Below are 17627 nucleotides of genomic sequence, written 5' to 3'. Positions count from 1 at the left end.
TCATTAAATCGACAGCTCTTGCGACAACTCATACATACGTTGATCAATTTTATGTGGTTTTGCTAACGCTTCTATAATATCATAATCAACAATTTGATTTCGTTCTATGCCAACAGCACGTCCGCCTTTATGTTCCATAAGCAGTTCTACTGCATAGGCACCGAGACGGCTAGCAAGAACACGATCCGCTGCTGATGGTGCACCGCCGCGTTGCATATGACCAAGCACAGATACACGCGTATCGAAATTTGTCATTTTTTCAATAACTTTACCAAGTTCTCTACCATCCGTGACCCCTTCTGCTACGACAATGATACTATGTTTCTTGCCTCGCTCCTGTCCTCGCTTCAGCTTTGCAACAATTCTATTAATGTCGTATGATGCTTCTGGAATTAAAATCGTTTCTGCGCCTCCAGCAAGCCCGCTCCAAAGAGCAAGGTCGCCGGCGTGACGGCCCATTACTTCGACAACAAACGTACGTTCATGAGAACTTGCTGTATCTCGAATTTTATCAATCGCATCAATAACGGTATTGAGTGCTGTGTCAAAACCAATTGTAAATTCTGTTCCTGGAATATCATTATCAATTGTACCTGGAACACCTACGCACGGAAATCCGTGCTCGGTCAATGCTTTTGCGCCACGGTATGATCCATCACCGCCGATCACGACAAGCCCTTCAATTCCATACTTTTCAAGTTGCTTAATTCCCTTTTTTTGTCCTTCGAGCGTCTTGAATTCGAGACAGCGCGCAGAACGAAGTACTGTACCACCGTGGTGAATGATGTCACCAACAGAACCCCTGTCCAATTGTTGAATTTGTCCATTCATCAAGCCAAGATACCCTTGATACACACCGAACACTTCCATTTCATGATAAATCGCTTTACGAACAACCGCCCGTACGGCTGCATTCATTCCTGGAGCGTCCCCGCCACTTGTTAATACACCAATTCTTTTCATCACTCTTTCACCTCTAGTTCATTATTGTCAGTCACAATTCTCTTATGCACATCTTCTTTTAAGATAACAGAACGTTTTCTGCTTCACAATCTTTACTCAAAAAGTAAGCGTTCACAACGAAAAAAAAACAATTTTCGGGACGTTTTAAGCCCCCAAAAAACCGACCCGAAAAGGTTATCCTTTTGGGCCGGTTTTTTCTTCGGCATAACCGCCGATCTGCTTATACTTTTCATATCGCTGTTCGATAAGCGTATCTGAATCAATTATCTGCAACGAATGAAGCGCCGGCTTTAGCACGTCATCAATCAATAAGGCCTGGCCTAATGCATCTCGATGTGCACCACCGCGCACTTCAGGAATAATTTTATCGATAATACCAAGTGAATGCAAATCTAGTGCAGTAATTTTCATCGTTTCCGCAGCTTGTTTTGCAAGTGACGCATCTTTCCACAATAAAGCTGCTGCGCCTTCCGGTGAAATCACGGAATACGTAGAATTTTCAAGCATAAACAAACGGTCTCCGACACCAAGCGCAAGCGCTCCGCCACTTCCACCTTCACCAATAACAATACATATAATCGGAACGCGGAAACCGGCCATTTCAAAAATATTGCGGGCAATGGCTTCGCTTTGTCCTCGTTCTTCTGCTGCTTTACCAGGATATGCTCCTTTCGTATCAATTAAACAAATAATCGGACGGTTAAATTTCTCCGCCTGCTTCATCAAGCGCAAAGCTTTCCGGTATCCTTCCGGGTGAGGCATGCCAAATGTACGTTTAATATTTTCCTTCGTATCACGCCCACGCTGATGACCAATCACTGTCACAGGAATGCCATGGTATTTGGCGACACCAGCGACAATCGCTGCATCATCCCCGTACGTCCGATCGCCATGTAGTTCAAAAAAATCTTCAAATAAGTGCGATATGTAATCAAGTGTTGTCGGACGATTTGGATGGCGCGCCATTTGAACACGATCCCAAGGTGTCATACTGTTATAAATATCATCTTCCAGCTTTTTTAACCGGAGCTCCAGCTTGGTAATTTCATCTGACAAATCAATGTCAGTCGTGGAAGTAAAGTTTTTGAGTTCCGCAATTCTTTCTTGCAGATCACGGACCGGTTTTTCAAATTCAAGTCCCGTCATTTTTTATCACCGCCTGGTTGATGAATGTCGAGTAAAAAGGATAACTTTTCTTTCATAGCACTGCGGTGAAGAACCGCATCCAGTTGTCCACATTTCAATAAAAATTCAGCTGTTTGAAAGTCTTCCGGCAGCTTTTCTCGAATCGTCTGTTCGATGATGCGGCGGCCGGCAAAACCAATTAATGCACCAGGTTCTGCAAAGTTATAATCACCTAGTGATGCAAAGCTTGCGGACACACCACCTGTTGTTGGATGAGTCATAACAGAAATAATAAGTCCTCCGCGGTCACTGAGCCGTTTTAATGCTGCACCAGTCTTTGCCATTTGCATCAAGGACAAAACGCCTTCCTGCATACGTGCACCGCCTGAAGCTGTAAAAATAATAAATGGAATATGAAGACAAATGGCTTCTTCAACAGCGCGGGCAATTTTCTCACCGACGACTGAACCCATGCTGCCCATTCGGAAAGACGCATCCATAATCGCAAATACTGCTTCGTGTCCGTCAATCGAACCGACACCGGTCACAATCGCTTCGTTCATACCCGTTTTTTTCTGGTCACCTGCTATTTTTTCATCATAGCCTGGAAAATTAAGCGGATTGGTTGTTGAAAGGTCCTTATCTAGTTCACGGAATGATCCTTCATCGAGAAGTGATTCAATACGCTCATACGCAGTCATTTGATAATGATAGCCACAGCCGAGACAAACTTGATGATTTTTCTTCAATTCTTTCTTATACATAATTTTTTTACACTTCGGGCATTTTTGCATAATGCCTTCTGGTACGTCCTGTTTGGCCGCCTCTGATGGAATTGTTGCATACTTTTTCTTTTTTGGTTTTTGTTTTGTAAACATATCTTTTATTGCCACTGTCCCACCCCTTTAATCATCCTTATGAGTGATTGATGTGTCTAATTCCTGATAAAAGCTTGGTTAAACGTTCATCTGCTTGTCCACCGCTATCACCGCCATAGTCAGAAATGATCAGCCACATTTTTTTCAGCAGGCTATTGCCCGAAGCATCCATCAACTCATGAAATGCCGCCTCTGTATAGTTAAATGAATTTTGATTAAAATCAGGCTGCACGGCCAATAGGGCGAGGCAACCCAATTCTAAAATGGCTTTCATATCGTGAATGTGTTCTTTTTTTTGGTCATCGTTAAAAATAAATGTACCGATTAACGGAACCAGCTGATGGTCTTTAAAATCACGAAGGTATGTTCCTTCTCCCCGTCTTGTTTCAATCAAGCCGAGAAGTTCAAGTGCACGTAATGCTTCGCGAACAGAAGAGCGGCCAATGGATAGCCGCTCTGATAATTCACGCTCGGATGGGAGTTTATCTCCCCGTTTGATCCGATCCGCTTTAATTATCTCTTGAATATGTGAAATAGCTGCCACAAACTTTGATGGCGGACGCTTTGATTCCGTCATTTATTCGCCTTTGCCAATTAACGATAATCGAATCGTTTTTTCACGCACTTCTTCTGGGTCCACTTTCAAACGAGCGACACCCGTCTCCATCGCGGCTTTTGCTACTGCTGCTGCAACAGCTGGTGCCACGCGTGCATCGAACGGACTTGGAATGACATAATCTGAATGAAGTTCATGTTCTTCAATAAGTCCAGCGATTGCTTCGACAGCCGCCTGCTTCATTTTTTCATTAATATGCGTTGCGCGTGCATCCAATGCACCGCGGAAAATGCCTGGAAATGCGAGTACATTATTGACTTGGTTTGGAAAATCTGAACGACCTGTTCCGATTACTTTTGCACCAGCCTTTTTTGCTTCTTCTGGCATAATTTCCGGCGTCGGATTCGCCATGGCAAAAATAATTGGTTCTTTGTTCATCGTTTCGATCATTTCTTTCGTAAGCGCACCGGCAACCGATACCCCGATAAAGACATCTGCACCTTGAATAACGTCCGCCAGATTTCCTGCTTGCTTCTCACGGTTTGTGAATTTCGCGACTTCTTCTTTGACAGGATTCATTCCTTCTGGACGGCCTTCATAAATCGCTCCACGTGAATCACACATAATGATATTTTGCACGCCATAACCTGTCAATAGTTTAATGATCGCAATACCTGCAGCTCCCGCACCATTTGCAACAACTTTAATATCAGCCAATTTACGTCCCGTTATTTTAAGCGCATTAATAAGTCCTGCCGTAGTAACAATCGCTGTACCATGCTGATCATCATGGAAAACAGGAATATTCGTTTCTTTTTTCAACCGCTCTTCAATAATAAAACAGTTCGGTGCTGCAATATCTTCTAAATTAATACCGCCAAATGTTGGCTCCATCAATTTGACTGTTTCAATAATTTTTTCAGGATCTATCGTATCTAAACAGATTGGAAATGCATCTACCCCCGCGAAGCTTTTAAACAAAACAGCTTTCCCTTCCATAACCGGCAAAGCTGCTTCGGGACCAATGTTGCCTAGCCCAAGTACAGCAGTCCCATTGGAAACAACCCCTACCATGTTACCTTTCATCGTATAATCATACACGGTTTCTGGTTTTTCATAAATTTCTTTACATGGTTCTGCCACACCTGGTGAGTACGCTAGACTCAAATCATGTGCATTTTTCACTGGTGTTTTAATACCTGTGGACAGTTTCCCTTGGTTCTCTCTGTGCATGTGCAGAGCATCTTCGCGATTGGACATTTCTCATCTCTCCCGTATATTCATTCAAGTGGTCAGACCACATGATTTACTATAACACTTTATACGATTATCGTAAAATTGTAAAGTAGTTACAGCTACTTCAGCACGACATTTTCCGTCCCACATTCTTTACTCAATGCATGCACAAGATGTTCTCCTGGTGAAACAAAATATTTTTTACCGAGCCGCACCGTTTCTTTCGTTCGTTCATAATGAATGACAACAGACGTACGCCCCGGAGAATCGAGCAATAATTCATATACTCGCTCTGCCAGTTGATCCGTTCCAGGTCCTTCTGGCACTTTAATGTACAATGTCTGCCTCTCTTCAAGCGCTTGATTCAAACCTTCGTCCAGCAGCTGAATCATTTGGACAACAAGCTGCACCGTATGATTTCGTTCTTCTGCTGAACCAGTAATGAACACGGCAGTCCCTTTTTCAATAGTCGTTGCGTATTTCCGGTACACTTCTGGAAATAGGACCGCGTCCCGCTCTCCTGTCTCATCCATTACGTTTATAAAAGCCATTTTATCGCCCTTTTTCGTCCGAATTTCACGAATGGCACCGATCAATCCGCCAGCTTGAACCTGGCGGTTTATTGGAATGGATATGAGCGGAACTGCACCAGCCGCTGTTAACGATGGCCGCCGTCTTGCAATCGGGTGATCAGAAATGTAGACGCCGAGCACGTCTTTCTCTTTTTCTAGTTTCACATCCACTGGCATTTCGTCTGCCTCCGTATATTTTGGTTTAAACGAGAGGTCCAGTCCTTCAAACAAGCTCCCTTCATCCGGATTTAAAAGCGCCGCATGTTCAAGTGCCGCATCAATGCTCGCAAGCAAGACAGCCCGATCTTTTCCAAACTCATCCATTGCGCCGGAGACAATAAGCGATTTGATGGCATTCCGGTTGACGATATGGAGCGGCACGCGCAGACAAAAGTCAAATAAATCTTTAAACGACTCGTTTCGTCTTGCATCAATAATAGCTTTGGCGGCAGACTGACCGATACCTTTCACCGGAACGAGTCCAAACCGGATTCCTTCTTTCGCCGTTTGAAATGAATAGCCACTTTTATTAACAGACGGTGGGAGAAACGGAATCGAATATTCAGCTGCTTCCGCCATATATTGTCGAAACTTATCTTCATTGCCAACAGAAGATTGTAAAAGCTCGGCCAGAAAATGTGCAGGATAGTGTGCTTTCAGCCAGGCAAGCCAGTAAGCGATCATACTATAGGCGACTGCATGGCTTCTATTAAATCCATAATCAGCAAAATGGACAATGAAATCATACACAGTGGATGCAATGTTTTCTCCAATTCCTTTTTGGCGTGCACCGTTAATGAAATGGCGCCGCTCTTCTTCCAGCGTTTCTTTTTTCTTTTTGCTGACAGCCCGGCGAAGCATATCCGCTTCACCGGGCGTGAAACCAGCCAGTTCAACCGCGATTTGAATAATTTGCTCTTGATATACAATAATGCCGTACGTTGGCTTTAAAATGGTTTCTAAAACTGGATGCATATAGCTGACCTGCTCCGCACCATGGCGTCGTTTTATATAAACAGGGATTTGACTCATTGGACCCGGCCGGTACAAAGCATTGACGGCCACCATATCTTCAAAACGGTCCGGTTTTAATTGCATAAGTACATTTTTCATACCGTCTGATTCAAACTGAAAAATACCTGCTGTTTTTCCCTTGCCAAGCAGTTTAAACACCAATTCATCATGTAGCGGCAGCGAATTGAAATCAATTAACTTCCCTGTCGCACGTTTAATGGACGATTGAATACGTTCGATAATGGTTAAATTACGCAGCCCAAGCAAATCAATTTTCAAGAGCCCGATTGATTCGAGTGCGTCCATCGCATATTGCGTTAAATATACACCATCATGCCCATCCATGATCGGCACGCGGTTTGTCAGCGGTTCTTCCGATATAATCATACCCGCTGCATGCGTCGACGTATGGCGTGGCAGTCCTTCAAGTAGTATAGATGTCCTATAAATACGTTCATGAACAGGTGACTCATTTATCCAATCTGTTAAGTCCGTATCCGAAAGCTTCGTCCCCGAAGTGGATGGGATGAGCTTCGAAAGACGAGAGAGTTCCGCTGTCTCAAATCCAAATACACGTGCCACATCCCGCATGACTGCTTTCGCTGATAATGTGCCAAACGTGACAATTTGTGCTGCATGAAGCGCGCCATACTTGTCGACAATGTATTGAATCACGTCATCCCGTCGATTGTCTGGAAAATCAATATCAATATCAGGCATCGTCACACGCTCCGGATTTAAAAACCGTTCAAATAAAAGACCGAACTCAATCGGATCGACCGTTGTAATCCCGAGTGCATAAGCGACAAGTGAACCCGCAGCAGAACCACGGCCCGGCCCAGTTAAAATGCCTTGTTTTTTTGCGTATGACATAAAGTCATGAACAATTAAAAAATAGTCACTGAACTTCATCTCGCTAATGACTGACAATTCATATTTAATCCGGTCCATGTACACGTCATCTCGCTGTTTTAATCCTTCGAGACATAATTTTTTTAGTACAGAATCTGCCGTTTCTCCATTTTTGAGTGGAATTGATGGAATAAGTCGCTCATCAAATGACAGCTTAACTTCACATAACCGCGCAATTTCCTCTGTATTTTTAATCGCTTCAGGATTGTCCTGAAACTTCCTTTTTATCTCATTAAATGATTCAAATGCATTGGCTGGTTCTATTATTTCATCTTCTATTTCGAGCAGTCTATTGTCACGGATAGCCTGCAGACAGCGCGATGCGAATGCACCTGTTTTTTCTGTATATTGAACATCACCGATCGCTACAAGCGGGATCGTAAAAGTTGCTGCAATCTCTCTTACTCTTTGTTCAGATGTACGACCGCGAATACCGATATAAAAGTGCTCAAATAACTCATTAAAATAAGCCGCTGCATCTTCTGTCACTTCACCGTCTATTCCTGGGAGTACCGCTACTAATCCATCAGCATAGGCCTCCAACCATTTTAAAGGGAGCCCATCTTTCACCTTCGTTTGAATGGCACTCGATATTTTCACAAGTTGGGAAAATCCCTTTTCGTTTTTCGCATATAAAAGGAGCGGAAACGACTGATCGCTCCTAGATTTCGATTGAATAACAGCTTTCAATCCAAGAATTGGTTTAATGCCTAATGCTAAACATGCTTGGTAAAATGGAATGGCTGCGTGAAGCGTGTTGTAATCTGTCAATGCGACAGCACTGCATCCGGATTGTTTCGCTTTTCTAGCCAGTGATTCAGGCATTAAGGTCGATGACCGAAAGCTAAAAGCTGTTTCTGTTTCAAGATGAATAAACACATCCTCCGCTCCTTTCCATATATAGTGAATGTACGTTCTTGCTTTCGTAAAAAAAGAAGGAGACAGAATCCTCCTTACTTGAATGAAGTTTCACTTTATCTTTCTATAATCAATGCTTTTAAATCGTTTAAGACATTTGTAGCTTCTTCCCATGAATAAACACTTGCACCGGCTGCCAGTGGATGACCGCCGCCGCCATATTTCACAGCAAGACTGTTAATAACGGTTCCTTTTGAACGGAAGCGAACACGGATTTGATCATCCTCTTCAATGAAAAATACCCATGCCCGAATGCCTTTTACACCATTTAAAATACTAATGAGCTGCGATGTTTCAGCCTGCGTCGCATTAAACTTTTCAAGCAGCTCTTTTGATATTCGTACTTCCGCTACACCCGACTCATCCATATTAAAGTTTTGCAAAATATAGCCTTCCATTTTCAGTACATGTGCTTCTTTTTCATACATACCGTTAAATAGTTCTTGACGGTTAAAGTCATATTGCATTAATTCACCGGCATATTGCATCGTTTCAATCGTTGTTGAAGAATATAGAAAACGGCCTGTATCACTTACAATACCAGCATATAAAAGACGGGCTGCTTCATTACTCATTTTCAACTGACCGTCAGATGTTTTATATAACTCGTAAACCATCTGGCTGCACGCAGCGGCGTCCGTATCAACCCAGAGCAGGTCCCCGTAAGGGTCTTCGTTCGGATGGTGGTCAATTTTAATCACTTCTTTGCCTAGTTTAAAACGCTGGTCGCAAATGCGCGCTTGATTTGCTGTGTCACACACAATAACCAGTGCTCCTTCATATACGCTGTCATCAATTTGATCGAGACGCCGCATGAAATAAAGTGTCGGTTCTTCTTCACCGACTGTAAAGACTGTTTTTTCCGGGAATGTTGCTTTTATAATCTCCGCCAGTCCTCCTTGTGAGCCGTATGCATCCGGGTCTGGGCGCACGTGACGGTGAAGTATGATCGTATCGTACTCTTTAATTTTGTCAATAATGTGTTGTTTCACGTGATTTCTCCTTCTCTAAAGGTGGATTCTGGGTGGAAATCCCTCTGTTTTCCCGTTACAATGAACAAGAGTTTAAAAACGGAGGTATTTTATTCATGCCCAATTTCTTTTTTGTCGTTATTATTGTATTAGCGTTTGTTTTTTACCTTTTTTACAAAGTACAGTATGTCCGCAGCAGACGCCCGATGGAGCGAAAATGGCTATCCGCCAAATCAAGCATGGCGCTCGGACTGTTCGTCGGCTTTTTCGGTATTAACACATTGCTCATTCAGCAAACAACCGTTGCTTATATCGTCGCCGCGGTTTTCATTTTATACGGATTTGCCAGCATGATTGCGGGATATAAAATGTACAAGCATTACTTGCCATTTGCTCAATCTGAAGCAGATGAATTGGACCGCTAATATTCGCTCTGAAAGCAGACTGATTCAAAGTCTGCTTTTTTATCTGTCAATAAGCTGGCACATCATCATGACTTTGCCTGCAAGAACACCCGCATTGTACACTTCTACATCCACTTTCCCAAATTTCCGTCCAATTTCCATCACTTTTGGATAAATGTCTAGTTTTGATTCCATCTGCACGGGCTTCAAAAAGTATATGGTGATATTTTCTACAATGAGATCTCCGCGCTTATGTGCCCGGAGCGCCCTTTTTGCTGCTTCTGTCACAATGGTTGTAAAAACACCATAGGATATCGTCCCGAGATGATTCGTCATTTGCGGTGTCACTTCAAATTGATATATGTTTCCTGCTTCTCGATCTTCGGGCAGGATAAGCTGTTTCGCGATCGTATCATCGAGTGTTTCCGCTGTTTGCGGCTGACGTTGCGCCATTTGCATCGCTTTCAACACGTCCTGGCGGCTAATGATGCCTTGCAGCCGGCTCTGCTCATCAACAATCGGCAATAATTCAATGCCTTCCCAGATCATCATATGAGCAGCAGACGCCACACTTGTTTTCATCGTGACCGTAATTGGATGCTTCGTCATTACTTTATCAATCATGATTTCACGGCCATTTCCCATAATATCTTTCGCCGTCACGATGCCGAATACCTTCAAATTTTCATCTACAACTGGAAAACGACTATGCGACGTTTCCTGGTTTTTATCGAGCCAGTGACCAACCGTATCACCGAGTTCTAAAAAAACACTGCTTTCTACCGGTGTAAAAATGTCGCCGACGAGGACAATTTCTTTTTTGATGAGCTGATCGTAAATCGCCCGGTTAATCATTGCTGCAACAGTAAACGTATCGTAGCTTGTTGATATAACCGGCAGTTCAAGATCATCAGCAAGTTTCTTTACTTCCTCCCCTGCTTCAAATCCGCCTGTAATGAGGACAGCTGCCCCTGCCTGGAGAGCAAGCTCATGTGCTTTTACACGATTTCCAACAATCAGTAAATTGCCAGGTCCCGTGTAGCGCATCATCGCTTCGAGCTGCATCGCGCCAATGACAAATTTATTCAATGTTTTATGTAATCCATTTCGTCCGCCTAGTACTTGTCCATCGACAATATTGACGACTTCAGCAAACGTCAGCTTTTCAATATTTTCTTTCTTTTTTTGCTCAATCCGGATGGTCCCGACCCGTTCTATTGAACTGACAAGCCCTTTTGTCTCCGCGTCTTTAATCGCTCGATAAGCTGTCCCCTCACTTAATGAAAGTACCTTCGCGATCTGCCTGACGGAAATTTTTTCACCGATCGGCAATTCCTCGATGTGTTGAAGAATTTGTTCGTGTTTAGTTACCAACTGATCCACCCGTCCCTTTCCGCACTTGGGCCCACAAGATATGGGTCACAAAGGTGTTGCGGCATGATGCCGCAAATATAGCCTTTGATCTTTATATTCTATTATAGAACAAAAGAGCGTCAAAAAAAAGAAGACGCCTCAAATGAGACAGCCCTCTCCTTACAGTTGAATAGAGTCCCCTGGTTTCATTACTTTTCCATTACTTGCTTTTAATTTTGCTATAAATTTGTTTGGATCCTGTTTAATTGGTGGGAACGTATTATAATGAACAGGCACAACCGTTTTCGCCTTTAAAAACTCTGCTGCGAGCGCCGCATCATCAGGTCCCATCGTGAAATTATCACCAATCGGCAAGAATGCCAGATCAATTGGATGAAGCTCGCCAATTAATTTCATATCTAAAAATATACTTGTATCTCCTGCATGATACACCGTTTTACCATCATTCATAACGAGGACACCCGCCGGCATGCCCATGTATAAGAATGTACCGTCTTCCTGCTCCAGACCAGAACCGTGAAATGCCGGTGTAAATTTTACTTTGCCAAATTCAAACTCCCTGCTGCCGCCAATGTGCATTGGGTGCGTATTTAAGCCCTGATGCTGTAAATATAGCGCCAGCTCATTTACTGCAATAACGAGCGCACCGCTTCGTTTCGCGATCGTAACCGTATCCCCGACATGATCGCCATGACCGTGTGTCAAAATAATAAAATCCGGATTTTGTTCTTCTGCCTTTAAATCGGTCAGTTCATTGCCGGTAATAAACGGATCAATCAATATCTTTTTACCGTTTGATTCAATTTTAACGACTGAATGTCCGTGAAATGATATTTTCATTTTTTAATCCCCTTTTAGTTTGTCTCTTATCATTTTCTTTTTCCCTTTATTTAGTCAATAAAACCGGACACACACCTTTTTATTTTTTAGTAAATAACTGTAAATTAATCAGTAAAATTGTGGAACTTTTCGTAGTTTTTGCTTTCTATTTATCTGTTTTATTGTACAATAAAGATAGAAGGGGGAATGACTTATGTTAAAGTACAAAAATGTATTAGTAGCGGTTGATGGTTCAAAAGAAGCAGAATGGGCATTTAAAAAGTCCGTTGAAATTGCCAAACGGAATGAAGCTGCCTTAAATCTTGTTCACGTCATCGACACACGCTCATTCGCCGCAATTGAAGCCTATGACCGCTCGATTGCAGAACGTGCAACAAAATACGGCAAAGAACTTCTCGATGAGTACAAAAAAGAAGCTACAGATGCCGGTGTCAAGCAAGTCAATACATTTACAGAATTTGGTTCCCCGAAAGTCATTATTCCAAAAGATATAGCCAAACAAGTACAAGCTGATCTCATCGTCTGTGGAGCAACAGGTTTGAATGCAATGGAACGGTTCTTAATTGGAAGTGTTTCTGAACATATTACACGTGCTGCAAAATGTGATGTGCTAATCGTTCGTACAGATGAAGCAGCTGAATAACTGTAAAAAAATCGCCGTCCACAAAATGGACGGCGGTTTTTTATCTGAATAACTGAAATTGAGCATGAGTAAACTCCAATAGTCGCGAGCCATTCTCTCTGGGTATAACGAATCGCCATCATTTTCAGCATCAAAAAATCCGCCACTCCTTTGGCGGATTTTTGTTTTATTTAAGTAGTTCTTTCGCCGCTTGAATCTGTTTTTCGACTTGATCGAAACCAGTGCCGCCAAGAGACTTCCTTCTCTTAACCGCTTCATAAGGAGATAGAACACCGTAAATATCTTCTTCGATCACATTGGACGCTTCTTTCAGCTCTTCCATTGAAAGATCGAGCAAGAAGCAGTTCTTTTGAATGCACGTGAAGACAAGTTTGCCGGTAATTTCATGCGCTTCGCGGAACGGAATGCCTTTTGCAGCAAGATAATCCGCTAATTCAGTCGCATTTGAGAAATCATTGTTCACAGCGTCTTTCATGCGGTCTTCGTTTACCGTCATTGTATCGACCATGCCAGCGAAAATTTTAAGAGAGCCAAGAACCGTATGTACGGTATCAAACATGCCTTCTTTATCCTCTTGCATATCTTTGTTATATGCAAGTGGAATGCCTTTTAAAATGGTCAGCAAGCTGAACAGGTTGCCATAGACACGTCCTGTCTTGCCACGGATAAGCTCCGCCATGTCCGGATTTTTCTTTTGCGGCATAATACTTGAACCGGTTGAGAACGTATCGTCCATCTCGACGAAGCGAAACTCTTGACTCGACCAGAGAATAATCTCTTCCGCAAAACGGGACATATGCATCATTAAAATCGATGAAGCACTTAAAAATTCTAAAATGAAATCACGATCACTGACAGCATCAATGCTATTTTGATACACAGCAGAGAAGCCTAATAATTCAGCTGAACGTTTACGATCAATAGGAAACGTTGTACCAGCAAGTGCCCCTGCCCCGAGCGGAGACACATCGATACGTTTCAACCCTTCTTGATACCGTTCTTTATCACGTTGCAGCATCCAGAAGTATGTCATTAAATGATGTCCAAATGAAATCGGCTGCGCACGCTGTAAATGAGTGTAACCTGGCGCGATTGTTTCTTTATGTTTGTCTGCTTTCTCCACTAAAACAGACTGGAACTGGCTGATAAGGCCGATAATCTCTTTGACTTGCTTCTTCAAGTACAAATGCATATCGGTTGCAACCTGGTCGTTACGGCTCCGTCCAGTGTGAAGCTTTCCTCCTACCGGACCAATTGAATCAATCAATGCTTTTTCTAAATTTAAATGAATATCTTCAAGAGAAGTCGAATACTCGATTTCACCGGCTTCAGCTTTCTTCTTTAAAACCTCAAGTCCAGTCTTGATTTGATCCATTTCTTCCTTTGTTAAAATGCCTGTTTCACCAAGCATGGTCACGTGGGCGATGCTGCCTTCGATATCTTCGAAAACGAGCTCCTGGTCAAATGAGATGGACGCTCCAAATTCGTCTACCCACTCTTCCGCTGATTTTTGGAACCGGCCGCCCCATAACTTTTTTGTCATGATTACTTAAGCCCCTTCTCTTTATGAACACGTGAGCTGACAACTGTTGGAAGGCCATATAGGTTGATAAAGCCAACTGCTGATGCATGGTCAAACGCATCGTCTTTAGAATAAGTTGCCAAGCTTTCATCATACAATGAATATGGCGATTTTCTTCCTTCAACAATAGCGTGGCCTTTAAAGAGTTTCACACGCACTGTCCCTGTTACATATTTCTGTGTATCTTTTAAGAAAGCCACAAGTGATTCACGAATCGGGTTGAACCAAAGACCATCATAAATGATTTCAGTTAAACGCTTTTCGATAACTGGTTTAAAGTGAGCAAGTTCTTTTACAAGCGTAATATCTTCAAGCTCTTTGTGTGCTGTAATCAGTGTTGTCGCGCCTGGCGTTTCGTACACTTCACGTGATTTAATACCAATAAGACGGTTTTCAATGTGGTCAATACGACCAATACCGTGTTTGCCTGCCACTTCATTTAAATGAAGAATTAATTCAGCCAATTCCATTTTTTCACCGTTTACAGCTGTTGGAATGCCTTCTTCAAAGTCGATTTCAATGATATCTGGTGTATTCGGTGTATCTTCTAAATGAGCCGTTAAGTCGTATGCGTCAAGCGGCGGTGCTGCCCAAGGATCTTCCAACGCGCCACACTCATTCGCGCGCCCCCAAAGATTTTGATCAATTGAGAACGGGCTTTCTTTTCCAATTGGAACCGGAACATTGTGCTGCTTCGCGTATTCAATTTCTTCTTCACGTGACCAAGCCCAGTCACGAACAGGTGCTAACACTTCAAGATCCGGATTCAGTGCGCGAATAGCTACTTCAAAACGAACCTGGTCGTTTCCTTTTCCTGTGCAGCCATGGGCAACAGCTGTTGCATTTTCTTGCTCCGCGATTTCAACCAATTTTTTGGAGATAAGCGGACGAGACAATGCGGATACAACCGGATATTTGTTTTCGTACCATGTATGCCCTTGAAGAGCGACAAGCGCGAAATCTTCTGCAAACTCTTTTTTTGCGTCGATCATATAGCTTTTAACAGCACCAACTTGAAGCGCTTTGTTTTTAATAAATTCAAGATCTTTTCCTTCTCCAACATCAAGGCATACTGCCACAACGTCATATCCTTTATCTTTCAGCCACGGAATCGCGACGGATGTATCAAGACCACCTGAATAAGCCAGAACGACTTTATTACTCATTTACTTTTTTCCTCCTCTAAGTTGCGAAAGCTAGTATAAATATTCATTAATTTTTATTTTTATTCTGTTAACATGTATAAAGAATATCATGTTATCCCCTTCCTTTCAAGTGCTTTTCAGAAAAAAATACACCTTTTTGTGTATTTATGTAGAATTCATGTATAAGCCGGATAAACACCGATTTTGCCATTTCACGTGACATCTATTAAGATAGAAAGAAATATTTTAGTAGGTGATATGATGTTTCAGTATGACGATCGGCTCGGTATTTCCATTCCTATTCTGACACGTGAATGGACGGAATACCGACTTGAAGAACAGCAGCTGATTATGCATAAATGGGAAACAGAACGAGGAACGATTCCTGACCGGATTCAAGAGCTGGAAAGATCAATCAACGAAAAACAGGATGCATTAAATAATGAAGATAGTTTTGCCGCTTCATGCCAGTTGAACACGGAGATTAGCGAACTTGCCTCCATCATTAATGACCTATGGCTCTGGTTTCGTACAGTACCAGATGTAAATGGAGTTGATGCACGACAAAAAATTCATTCCTAACTGAAGAAAGAACCGGCATTATCTCCCGGTTCTTTCTTTTTTTTCATTTAAATAGCGGTATTGATAATAGCTTTCCGCAAATTCGGTCACTTTTTTCGTTAAACGGTAATTCACGCCAGCACCAATTGCCACAGACAGGAGTGGAATACCTGATACTTTTTTATTGCGGAGCGCCATAACCACAGCGAGCTTCACACTTTGACGGAGCGGTTCTTCCAGCCACGATTCATCCGCTATATGTTCTGTTCCTTCATAAAAATAAAAAGGTTCTTTGCCATCCTCCACGTCTGTTATTAACTGTGCCCACCCTTCTGCTTTTAAACGGTCTGGCAGCATCGAAGCATGAAATACATTTAATGAAGCCGTCATTTCAAATGGATACTCGACGTCATAGCCGTATGAAAGTGCTGTGAGCTGCACTGCACGTAAATTGACTGCAGCCATTGCGAGAAAATCTGCAGCAACAGGCAGTACGCCGCCTGTTCCAGTGACCGCTCCTTGCACCGCAGAATAAAACCGGTTTCTTGCCATTTGCTGGCGGTTTATGTAGCTAAGTTGATCGATCGTCAACTTGCGTAAATCCAGCACCGTTTCAATATCATCTCGAAAAATACGCGCCGATGTTAAAATGCGTTCACGTGCTTCTGTTTGCAGCTGCGAACCTTGCAATAAAGAATGCACATTAAACAATACATTGTCTATTTGTGAAAATACCCGGTCACGCATGTTTTCCGGAATTTCCTGCATAAGTCGCTCAATCACACTGGCCGTAGAATATTCAATATCATTTCCTTCATATGAAATAAGCTGCTGCTCCCAGCTCATAAGCCTGTCCCAGTAAGCACGGTCACGTTCTGTCCACATCGACGTCATCCTTTCTGTTGAGCGCTGAACCAGCGGTCAATTTTTTGCATAATATTCGCTATCGCTTTTTTATCGGTCAAAGATGGCATGGACGCAAGCAGTACTTCTTTCGGTTTTTTCACCCCCGGTGCTTTTTTACGCATCATTAAAATACTTTTAGCTGCCTGCTTGTTTTTAAATAATGATTCCGGCAGCTGAATGACTCCTTCAATGTACGCTTCTTCTGTTAAAAATGACTGCAGTTTTTTTGCTTCTGCCGATTCAAATAGTCCATTCGGGATAATAAAAAATAGTTGTCCGCCAGGCTTTATATGGTTCAAGCTTTGCTCAATAAATAAATGATGTGCATACGAATGACCGTTATCTGCTTTTAAACGATATGCCGCTGCTCGCACGTCATTCGGATAATAGCCGATCGGCAAATCACAGACGACAACATCAACTGGATCGATTAATAGTGGTTCAAGTGCATCCTGATTGTGAAGCGTAATGGGATGTTGCAGCAGATTTGCTCCTGCATACGCAAGCTTTAATAAGACATCGTCAAGATCAATCCCATGCGCTTCCACCATTTCATCAAATTCATTTAGTACAGTCATCACAAGATTACCTGTTCCAACCGCCGGATCAAGAAGTGTAAACGTTCTTTTGCTGCCGTTACTTTTTCGCATTAAATAGGAAATGAATATACCGATTGAATCAGGCGTCATTTGATGGTTCGGCTGTACATGCTCTTTCATACCTTTTAAAATCGCCAGCTGATATGATTTACGGATCAATTCTTTTGAATAGGAATAGCGTTCCAGATTCACATTATCATATAATTTTTGAAGACGTTTTTCATCTACATCGTTTAATTCTTCCTGCATGACATAGCCATGAAACAAATTTTCTGCCGTTTCACCGAGTGCCTCCAAGTATGTAATCGACAGTGCATGGCCCAGTAATACAGCCGATTCATCGAACACTGAAAATAATTGTTCAATGGATACTTCTTGATTCATAATTAAAATCCTCTCTTTCTTTTCGCAAAAAACAGCCGGCTCCG

The 17627-nt window shown here is 42.5% G+C and carries 16 protein-coding genes; 3 read left to right on the top strand and 13 right to left on the bottom strand.

All coding sequences use genetic code 11. The annotated features are described in order from the left end of the window. Positions 1–3: 3 nt before the first annotated feature. The 7 genes from pfkA to AWH49_RS02500 form a co-directional block, all read right to left on the bottom strand. Entirely contained in the window at positions 4–963 is a 960-nt protein-coding gene (gene pfkA / locus AWH49_RS02530; RefSeq protein ID WP_018394147.1) for a 6-phosphofructokinase, read from the bottom strand. A gap of 174 nt (positions 964–1137) precedes the next feature. After that, complete coding sequence (gene accA / locus AWH49_RS02525; protein ID WP_034286313.1) at positions 1138–2109, bottom strand: acetyl-CoA carboxylase carboxyl transferase subunit alpha; 972 nt, start codon at positions 2107–2109, stop codon at positions 1138–1140. After that, complete coding sequence (accD, locus tag AWH49_RS02520; protein WP_063964674.1) at positions 2106–2966, bottom strand: acetyl-CoA carboxylase, carboxyltransferase subunit beta; 861 nt, start codon at positions 2964–2966, stop codon at positions 2106–2108. Before accD ends, accA begins: the two co-directional genes overlap by 4 nt. 37 nt (positions 2967–3003) lie before the next feature. After that, positions 3004–3543 carry a FadR/GntR family transcriptional regulator gene (locus tag AWH49_RS02515; RefSeq protein ID WP_051927817.1) on the bottom strand — a complete coding sequence of 180 codons (540 nt, stop codon included), beginning with the start codon at positions 3541–3543 and terminating at the stop codon, positions 3004–3006. Next, the gene (gene ystJ, locus AWH49_RS02510; protein WP_034286314.1) at positions 3544–4782 is read right to left on the bottom strand and encodes an NADP-dependent malic enzyme; all 1239 of its coding nucleotides are present in this window, start codon (positions 4780–4782) and stop codon (positions 3544–3546) included. A gap of 95 nt (positions 4783–4877) precedes the next feature. Beyond that, entirely contained in the window at positions 4878–8135 is a 3258-nt protein-coding gene (dnaE, locus tag AWH49_RS02505) for a DNA polymerase III subunit alpha (protein WP_082862645.1), read from the bottom strand. 95 nt (positions 8136–8230) lie between these two features. After that, the gene (locus AWH49_RS02500) at positions 8231–9166 is read right to left on the bottom strand and encodes a DHH family phosphoesterase (RefSeq protein WP_034286317.1); all 936 of its coding nucleotides are present in this window, start codon (positions 9164–9166) and stop codon (positions 8231–8233) included. A 95-nt stretch (positions 9167–9261) separates the two neighbouring features. Here AWH49_RS02500 and AWH49_RS02495 point away from each other — a divergent pair, with 95 nt between their 5' ends. Next, positions 9262–9570 carry a YtpI family protein gene (locus AWH49_RS02495; RefSeq protein ID WP_026221714.1) on the top strand — a complete coding sequence of 103 codons (309 nt, stop codon included), beginning with the start codon at positions 9262–9264 and terminating at the stop codon, positions 9568–9570. Between the two features lie 39 nt (positions 9571–9609). Here AWH49_RS02495 and AWH49_RS02490 read toward each other — a convergent pair whose 3' ends face one another. Together AWH49_RS02490 and AWH49_RS02485 are read right to left on the bottom strand one after the other, a co-directional pair. Next, positions 9610–10923 (bottom strand): DRTGG domain-containing protein, encoded by a 1314-nt coding sequence (locus AWH49_RS02490; protein WP_063964533.1) that lies wholly within the window; start codon positions 10921–10923, stop codon positions 9610–9612. Positions 10924–11082: 159 nt separating this feature from the next. Continuing rightward, entirely contained in the window at positions 11083–11763 is a 681-nt protein-coding gene (locus AWH49_RS02485; RefSeq protein WP_063964532.1) for a metal-dependent hydrolase, read from the bottom strand. Positions 11764–11956: 193 nt separating this feature from the next. Here AWH49_RS02485 and AWH49_RS02480 point away from each other — a divergent pair, with 193 nt between their 5' ends. Further along, positions 11957–12406, top strand: a complete 450-nt coding sequence (locus AWH49_RS02480; RefSeq protein WP_018394157.1) for a universal stress protein — start codon at positions 11957–11959, stop codon at positions 12404–12406. A 166-nt stretch (positions 12407–12572) separates the two neighbouring features. Here AWH49_RS02480 and argH read toward each other — a convergent pair whose 3' ends face one another. Together argH and AWH49_RS02470 are read right to left on the bottom strand one after the other, a co-directional pair. Then, positions 12573–13949, bottom strand: a complete 1377-nt coding sequence (gene argH, locus AWH49_RS02475) for an argininosuccinate lyase (RefSeq protein ID WP_034286321.1) — start codon at positions 13947–13949, stop codon at positions 12573–12575. A gap of 2 nt (positions 13950–13951) precedes the next feature. Continuing rightward, the gene (locus AWH49_RS02470) at positions 13952–15154 is read right to left on the bottom strand and encodes an argininosuccinate synthase (protein ID WP_034286322.1); all 1203 of its coding nucleotides are present in this window, start codon (positions 15152–15154) and stop codon (positions 13952–13954) included. 240 nt (positions 15155–15394) lie between these two features. On the opposite strand from AWH49_RS02470, the gene AWH49_RS02465 reads away from it, so the two are divergent. Continuing rightward, on the top strand, positions 15395–15715 hold the full coding sequence (locus AWH49_RS02465; RefSeq protein WP_051927818.1) for a hypothetical protein: 321 nt from the start codon (positions 15395–15397) through the stop codon (positions 15713–15715). Positions 15716–15733: 18 nt separating this feature from the next. On the opposite strand, the gene AWH49_RS02460 is transcribed toward AWH49_RS02465, so the two are convergent. Both AWH49_RS02460 and AWH49_RS02455 read right to left on the bottom strand, forming a co-directional pair. Further along, positions 15734–16579 (bottom strand): EcsC family protein, encoded by an 846-nt coding sequence (locus AWH49_RS02460; protein WP_063964531.1) that lies wholly within the window; start codon positions 16577–16579, stop codon positions 15734–15736. Positions 16580–16584: 5 nt separating this feature from the next. Next, positions 16585–17583: a class I SAM-dependent methyltransferase gene (locus AWH49_RS02455; RefSeq protein WP_034286324.1), complete on the bottom strand. Its 999-nt coding sequence runs from the start codon at positions 17581–17583 to the stop codon at positions 16585–16587. Positions 17584–17627: the final 44 nt, after the last annotated feature.

Origin of the sequence: Domibacillus aminovorans (assembly GCF_001643235.1) — a bacterium.
Lineage (GTDB): Bacteria > Bacillota > Bacilli > Bacillales > Domibacillaceae > Domibacillus > Domibacillus aminovorans.
The sequence above is the reverse complement of the archived record's forward strand: the minus strand, read 5'-3'. Positions and strand labels throughout refer to the sequence as shown.

Excerpts from the sequence above, each read along its gene's own strand:
- AWH49_RS02515 (WP_051927817.1), bottom strand. The coding sequence starts at position 3,543 with ATGACGGAATCAAAGCGTCCGCCATCAAAGTTTGTGGCAGCTATTTCA.
- AWH49_RS02480 (WP_018394157.1), top strand. The coding sequence starts at position 11,957 with ATGTTAAAGTACAAAAATGTATTAGTAGCGGTTGATGGTTCAAAAGAA.
- accD (WP_063964674.1), bottom strand. The coding sequence starts at position 2,966 with ATGTTTACAAAACAAAAACCAAAAAAGAAAAAGTATGCAACAATTCCA.
- AWH49_RS02495 (WP_026221714.1), top strand. The coding sequence starts at position 9,262 with ATGCCCAATTTCTTTTTTGTCGTTATTATTGTATTAGCGTTTGTTTTT.
- ystJ (WP_034286314.1), bottom strand. The coding sequence starts at position 4,782 with ATGTCCAATCGCGAAGATGCTCTGCACATGCACAGAGAGAACCAAGGG.
- AWH49_RS02485 (WP_063964532.1), bottom strand. The coding sequence starts at position 11,763 with ATGAAAATATCATTTCACGGACATTCAGTCGTTAAAATTGAATCAAAC.
- AWH49_RS02470 (WP_034286322.1), bottom strand. The coding sequence starts at position 15,154 with ATGAGTAATAAAGTCGTTCTGGCTTATTCAGGTGGTCTTGATACATCC.
- accA (WP_034286313.1), bottom strand. The coding sequence starts at position 2,109 with ATGACGGGACTTGAATTTGAAAAACCGGTCCGTGATCTGCAAGAAAGA.
- AWH49_RS02465 (WP_051927818.1), top strand. The coding sequence starts at position 15,395 with ATGTTTCAGTATGACGATCGGCTCGGTATTTCCATTCCTATTCTGACA.
- AWH49_RS02455 (WP_034286324.1), bottom strand. The coding sequence starts at position 17,583 with ATGAATCAAGAAGTATCCATTGAACAATTATTTTCAGTGTTCGATGAA.
- pfkA (WP_018394147.1), bottom strand. The coding sequence starts at position 963 with ATGAAAAGAATTGGTGTATTAACAAGTGGCGGGGACGCTCCAGGAATG.
- AWH49_RS02460 (WP_063964531.1), bottom strand. The coding sequence starts at position 16,579 with ATGTGGACAGAACGTGACCGTGCTTACTGGGACAGGCTTATGAGCTGG.
- argH (WP_034286321.1), bottom strand. The coding sequence starts at position 13,949 with ATGACAAAAAAGTTATGGGGCGGCCGGTTCCAAAAATCAGCGGAAGAG.